The organism is Streptomyces sp. RP5T, assembly GCF_003933965.1.
In the GTDB taxonomy this organism is placed as follows: domain Bacteria; phylum Actinomycetota; class Actinomycetes; order Streptomycetales; family Streptomycetaceae; genus Streptomyces.
In genome coordinates, this window is the sequence record NZ_RSAJ01000493.1 from 1 (window position 1) to 6,210 (window position 6,210).

Here is a 6,210-nt window from a genome sequence, read left to right on the forward strand (position 1 = left end):
GCATGGGAGTGTCCTGATGACCGCCCCCGCCGGCCCCTCCGTCCCCGACTTCACCGGGATCGAGCTGGGCACCCCGGCCACCGGCGCCGGCGCCGACGAGTGGCGTACGGCCGTGAAGCAGGCCACGCAGGGCGCCGAACCGGTGTGGGAGACACCGGAGGGCATCGACGTCAAGCCGCTCTACACCGGCGCCGACCTGGAGGGCCTGGACTTCCTGGAGACGTACCCGGGTGTGGCCCCGTACCTGCGCGGCCCGTACCCGACGATGTACGTCAACCAGCCCTGGACGATCCGCCAGTACGCGGGCTTCTCCACCGCCGAGGAGTCCAACGCCTTCTACCGGCGCAACCTCGCGGCCGGCCAGAAGGGCCTGTCGGTCGCCTTCGACCTGCCCACGCACCGCGGCTACGACAGCGACCACCCGCGCGTGACCGGTGACGTCGGCATGGCGGGCGTGGCCATCGACTCGATCTACGACATGCGGCAGCTGTTCGACGGCATCCCGTTGGACCGGATGTCCGTGTCGATGACGATGAACGGCGCCGTGCTGCCGGTGCTGGCGCTGTACATCGTGGCGGCGGAGGAACAGGGCGTGCCGCCCGAGAAGCTGGCCGGGACCATCCAGAACGACATCCTCAAGGAGTTCATGGTCCGCAACACCTACATCTATCCGCCGAAGCCGTCGATGCGGATCATCTCCGACATCTTCGCGTACACCTCCGAGCGGATGCCGCGCTACAACTCGATCTCCATCTCGGGCTACCACATCCAGGAGGCGGGCGCGACGGCCGACCTGGAGCTGGCGTACACGCTCGCGGACGGCGTCGAGTACATCCGCGCGGGACGCGAAGTCGGCCTGGACGTGGACGCGTTCGCGCCGCGGCTGTCGTTCTTCTGGGCGATCGGCATGAACTTCTTCATGGAGATCGCCAAGCTGCGGGCGGCGCGGCTGCTGTGGGCGAAGCTCGTCAGGCAGTTCGACCCGCAGAACCCCAAGTCCCTCTCCCTGCGCACGCATTCGCAGACCTCGGGCTGGTCGCTGACCGCGCAGGACGTGTTCAACAACGTCACGCGCACCTGCGTCGAGGCCATGGCGGCGACCCAGGGCCACACGCAGTCGCTGCACACCAACGCCCTCGACGAGGCACTGGCGCTGCCCACCGACTTCTCCGCGCGCATCGCCCGCAACACCCAGCTGCTGCTCCAGCAGGAGTCGGGGACCACCAGGGTCATCGACCCGTGGGGCGGCAGCGCGTACGTGGAGCGGCTGACGTACGACCTCGCCCGCAAGGCCTGGCAGCACATCCAGGAGGTGGAGGCGGCCGGCGGCATGGCCAAGGCGATCGACGCGGGCATCCCCAAGCTGCGCATCGAGGAGGCCGCGGCCCGCACCCAGGCGCGCATCGACTCCGGGCGCCAGCCCGTCATCGGCGTCAACAAGTACCGTGTCGAGACCGACGAGGCGATCGAGGTCCTCAAGGTCGACAACTCCTCCGTGCGCGCCCAGCAGATCGAGAAGCTGCGGCGGCTGCGGGCGGAGCGGGACGAGAGCGCGTGCCGGGACGCGCTGGACGCGCTGACCCGGGCCGCCGACGGCGACGGCAACCTGCTGGAACTCGCCGTGCGCGCGGCCCGCGCCAAGGCCACCGTCGGCGAGATCTCCGACGCCCTGGAGAAGGTGTACGGCCGGCACGCGAGCCAGATCCGTACGATCTCCGGCGTGTACCGCAACGAAGCAGGGGAGTCGCCCTCCGTGGACCGCACCCGCGCCCTGGTGGACACCTTCGAGGAGGCCGAGGGCCGCCGGCCGCGCATCCTGGTCGCCAAGATGGGCCAGGACGGCCACGACCGCGGCCAGAAGGTGATCGCCACCGCCTTCGCCGACCTCGGCTTCGACGTCGACGTCGGCCCGCTGTTCCAGACCCCGGGCGAGGTGGCCCGCCAGGCCGTGGAGGCGGACGTACACATCGTGGGCGTCTCGTCGCTGGCGGCCGGGCACCTCACCCTCGTACCGGCGCTGAAGGAGGCGCTGGCCGAGGAGGGCCGGGAGGACATCATGATCGTCGTCGGCGGGGTGATCCCCCCGCAGGACGTGCCCACGCTGCTGGAGATGGGCGCGGCGGCCGTCTTCCCGCCCGGGACGGTCATCCCGGACGCGGCGTACGACCTCGTCCGGCGGCTCTCGGCGGACCTCGGGCACGACCTGTGATCGGGCGCGACCTGTGATCGATGTCGACACCTATGTGAAGGGCGTCCTCGACGGGAAGCGCGCGCTGATCGCCCGCGCGATCACCCTCGTCGAGTCCACCCGGCCCCAGCACCGCGTACTGGCACAGGAGTTGCTCACCGAGCTGCTCCCGCACAGCGGCCGGGCGCGGCGGATCGGCGTCAGCGGGGTGCCGGGCGTGGGCAAGTCGACGTTCATCGACGCGTTCGGCACGATGCTCACGTCGCTGGGGCACCGGGTGGCCGTCCTCGCCGTGGATCCGTCCTCCAGCCGCACGGGTGGCTCGATCCTCGGCGACAAGACCCGGATGGAGCGCCTGGCCGTCGACCCGGACGCCTTCGTACGGCCCTCCCCCACCGCGGGCACGCACGGCGGGGTGGCCAAGGCGACCCGGGAGTCGATCGTGGTGATGGAGGCGGCGGGCTACGACGTCGTCCTCGTCGAGACGGTGGGCGTCGGCCAGTCGGAGACCGCCGTCGCCAACATGGTCGACTCCTTCCTGCTGCTCACCCTGGCCCGCACCGGTGACCAGTTGCAGGGCATCAAGAAAGGTGTGCTGGAGCTGGCCGACGTGATCGCCGTGAACAAGGCGGACGGCCCGCACCAGCGGGACGCGCAGGCGGCGGCACGGGAGTTGGCGGGTGCGCTGCGGCTGATGCACGGCAAGGACGCGGCCTGGACACCGCCCGTGCTGAGTTGCAGCGCCCGTGAGTCGACCGGCCTGGACACCGTCTGGGAACGCCTCGAACAGCACCGCGCCCTGCTCGACTCCACGGGCCGGCTCGCCGCCAAACGCCGTGACCAGCAGGTCGACTGGACCTGGTCGATGGTCCGCGACGAACTCCTCGGCCGGCTGCACGCCGACACGGCCGTCCGCGCGCTCGCGCCCGGCCTCGAACAGCAGGTCAGGAACGGCGAGTTGACGGCCACGCTCGCCGCCGAGCGGATCCTGGGGGCGTTCGGTACGGACGCGGACTGACCCCGCGGGGCAGAACACCGGACAGGGCGGCCGACGCCGTGGTGACGGCAGGCCGCCCGGCGGCGCCCCTCAGACGCTCGGCGCGGTGGTGTACCTGGGTGCCGCGGGACGCGGTGCGCTCCGCATCGTCCGGCGCAACTGGTCGACGTCCAGGCGCAGTTCCCGGTCGGCGTGCATGCGCTGGAGCTGTTCCTCCGGGCCCGGGACGACCTCGGCGTCCGGAGCGGATCCGTCGGGGCTTCCGGGACGCCCGCTCGCGAACAGCTCCCGCGCCCCGGTCAGGTCGAGCAGCCGCCCGACCGTCGGACCACACGTCCGGACGGTCACCGTCTTGCCCTGGTCGAGGGCCTCGCGGCGCAGGTCCAGCAGGACGTTGAGGCCGCCGCAGTCGCAGAACGCGACCTCGCCGAGATCCAGGTCCACCCCGGTGACCGAGCGGTCGAGGACGGCGTACAGCTCGGGCCGGAGCACGTGGGCTCCCGTGTCCAACTCACCACGGCAGGTGACGACCGTCCGCTCCCCGGCCACCTGCGTCCTGATCGTGGCCAGACACCGGGGCCGCGCCTCCAGCGTGGCGAGGGACTGCGCCGTGTGCGCAGATTCCGGCATGACCCTCTCCCTCGTGTACTCGGCTGTCTCTGTCCCCAGATTCGCCTCCGCCGACAACATACGTCAACCAATACATGAAATAAAGTTCCTGTTTTTGAATGCGTGAATACCCGGTCGCTAGACTGTCCTCATGGATGGAGTGCCCGAGTCCCACACCGGATGGACGTTCGTCACCAATCACGCGAGGGTGCTGGCCGCGATCGCCGACAACCCCAGTGCCCGGATACGCGACATCGCCGCACACTGCCGGCTCACCGAACGCGCCGTACAGAAGATCATTTCCGACCTGGAGCAGGACGGATACCTCTCCCACGTGCGCGAGGGCCGCAGCAACACGTACCGCATCGACCCGGGCAAGGTCCTGCGCCATCCCGCCGAGGCCGGCCTGACGGTGGCGGCTCTGCTGTCCCTGCTCGTCCAGGACGAGGAGGACCGCAGCCCGCTCCCCGACAGCCGGCGCCGCACTCTCGCCTGACCCCACCCCACGCCGAACGCGACCAGTCGCCGGCACCCCGCTCGCCAGGCTTGCCCACCCGGCCCTGTCGCGGATCAGGAGCGGTGAGCTTCCGGAAACGTCGTGTTCATGACACTCGGTCGCCGCGGTAACAACCGCTTCCTAGCGTGACGGACCGTGGGATCAGAGTCGTATACAGGGTCGCGAACCATGCATGCCCGCCCGTCGACTCCCCGGCTGCCGACGACGCCACGCGGGGCTCCCACACATCCCCCCACCGCCCGCGAGCAGCACCGGGAGGCGTGACATGAGCACCACAGAGTCACGGTCGGCAACGGCAGACCCGTCCGCATCCGCCGACCAGGCGGTCAAGGAGACCCTGGAGGACTACACCCTCCGCTTCGCGCCCCGCAGTTACCGCCGCTGGACCCCCATGGTCGTCGCCACCACCGCCCTGGGCGGCATCGCCTACATGGCCGACTTCTCCATCGGCGCCGGCATCGGCCTGGCCCACGGCACCGGCAACGCCCTCGTGGCCATCGCGGTCGCCGCCGTCGTCATCTTCGTCACCGGCTTCCCCCTCGCCTACTACGGCGCCCGCTACAACATCGACCTCGACCTGATCACCCGCGGCTCGGGCTTCGGCTACTACGGCTCGGTCCTCACCAGCGTCATCTTCGCCAGCTTCACCTTCATCTTCTTCGCCCTAGAAGGCTCGATCATGGCCCAGGGCCTCAAGCTCGGCCTCGGACTGCCCCTGTGGCTCGGCTACCTGGTCTCCACCCTCATGGTCATCCCGCTGGTGATCTACGGCATGAAGGCGCTGAGCAGGCTCCAGGTGTGGACGACCCCGATCTGGCTGCTGCTGATGGTCGGCCCGCTGGTCTACCTCGTCGCCACCGACCCGGACACCGTCGACCGCTTCCTGTCCTACGCGGGCACCGACGGCGACGGCGGCGTCAACACCGCGTCCGTGCTGCTCGGTGCGGGCGTGTGTCTCTCGCTCATCGCGCAGATCGGTGAGCAGATCGACTACCTGCGCTTCATGCCGCCCAAGACCGAGGCGAACCGGCGCGCCTGGTGGACCGCGGTGGTCATGGCCGGCCCCGGCTGGGTGGTGCTCGGCGCGCTCAAGCAGGCCATCGGTGTCTTCCTCGCGGTCTACATCCTGGCCGAGGTGGGGCCGCAGGCGGCTCCCGAGCCGATCCAGCAGTTCAAGGGCGCCTTCGACGCGATGATGCCGTCGTGGCTGGTGGTCCCGCTGGCCGTGGTCCTCGTCGTGATCAGCCAGATCAAGATCAACGTGACGAACGCGTACTCCGGCTCGCTCGCCTGGACCAACTCCTTCACCCGCGTCACCAGGCACTACCCGGGCCGCCTGGTCTTCGTCCTCGTCAACCTGGGCTTCGCGCTGGCCCTGATGGAGGCCGACATGTTCAGCTTCCTCAACGACATCCTGGGCTTCTACTCGAACTGCGCAATCGCCTGGGTCGTCACCGTGGCCACTGACATCGGCGTCAACAAGTACCTGCTCAAACTCTCCCCGCAGGCGCCCGAGTTCCGCCGCGGCATGCTCCACGCGGTCAACCCGGTGGGTGTGGTGTCCTTCGTCGCCGCGTCCGGCCTGTCCATCGCCCTGTACTTCCACGCCCTCGGCGACACCCTCCAGCCGTACTCCCCCGTCGCCGCCGCGGTGATCGCGTTCGTCCTCACCCCGCTGATGGCGATCGTCACCAAGGGCAGGTACTACCTGCGCCGCACCGGGGACGGCATCGAGGAGCCGATGCTGGACGCGGACGGCAACCCGAGCGCGGTCAGCTACGACTGCCACGTCTGCCGGCAGCCCTACGAGCGCCCCGACCTGGCCGCCTGCGCCACCCACGAGGCGGTGGTCTGCTCCCTGTGCCTGAGCACGGACAAGACCGGCGACCACGTCCTGCC

General features: G+C 70.0%; 5 protein-coding genes. 4 read left to right on the top strand and 1 reads right to left on the bottom strand.

Annotated features, from left to right (window positions below; all coding sequences use genetic code 11):
- Positions 1–16 precede the first annotated feature (16 nt).
- Both scpA and meaB read left to right on the top strand, forming a co-directional pair.
- Positions 17–2,209 (top strand): methylmalonyl-CoA mutase, encoded by a 2,193-nt coding sequence (gene scpA / locus EHS43_RS34375; protein ID WP_125194562.1) that lies wholly within the window; start codon positions 17–19, stop codon positions 2,207–2,209.
- Between the two features lie 13 nt (positions 2,210–2,222).
- Entirely contained in the window at positions 2,223–3,206 is a 984-nt protein-coding gene (meaB, locus tag EHS43_RS34380) for a methylmalonyl Co-A mutase-associated GTPase MeaB (RefSeq protein WP_125194563.1), read from the top strand.
- Between the two features lie 69 nt (positions 3,207–3,275).
- Here meaB and EHS43_RS34385 read toward each other — a convergent pair whose 3' ends face one another.
- Positions 3,276–3,815, bottom strand: a complete 540-nt coding sequence (locus EHS43_RS34385; protein ID WP_125194564.1) for an STAS domain-containing protein — start codon at positions 3,813–3,815, stop codon at positions 3,276–3,278.
- A gap of 130 nt (positions 3,816–3,945) precedes the next feature.
- Here EHS43_RS34385 and EHS43_RS34390 point away from each other — a divergent pair, with 130 nt between their 5' ends.
- The gene (locus tag EHS43_RS34390; protein WP_125194565.1) at positions 3,946–4,290 is read left to right on the top strand and encodes a helix-turn-helix domain-containing protein; all 345 of its coding nucleotides are present in this window, start codon (positions 3,946–3,948) and stop codon (positions 4,288–4,290) included.
- A gap of 286 nt (positions 4,291–4,576) precedes the next feature.
- On the top strand, positions 4,577–6,210 hold a 1,634-nt coding region (locus EHS43_RS34395), incomplete at its 3' end, for a cytosine permease (RefSeq protein WP_125194566.1).

What these genes read in the sequence shown, in the direction of transcription:
- scpA (WP_125194562.1), top strand. Translation starts at nt 17, where the DNA reads ATGACCGCCCCCGCCGGCCCCTCCGTCCCCGACTTCACCGGGATCGAG.
- EHS43_RS34385 (WP_125194564.1), bottom strand. Translation starts at nt 3,815, where the DNA reads ATGCCGGAATCTGCGCACACGGCGCAGTCCCTCGCCACGCTGGAGGCG.
- EHS43_RS34390 (WP_125194565.1), top strand. Translation starts at nt 3,946, where the DNA reads ATGGATGGAGTGCCCGAGTCCCACACCGGATGGACGTTCGTCACCAAT.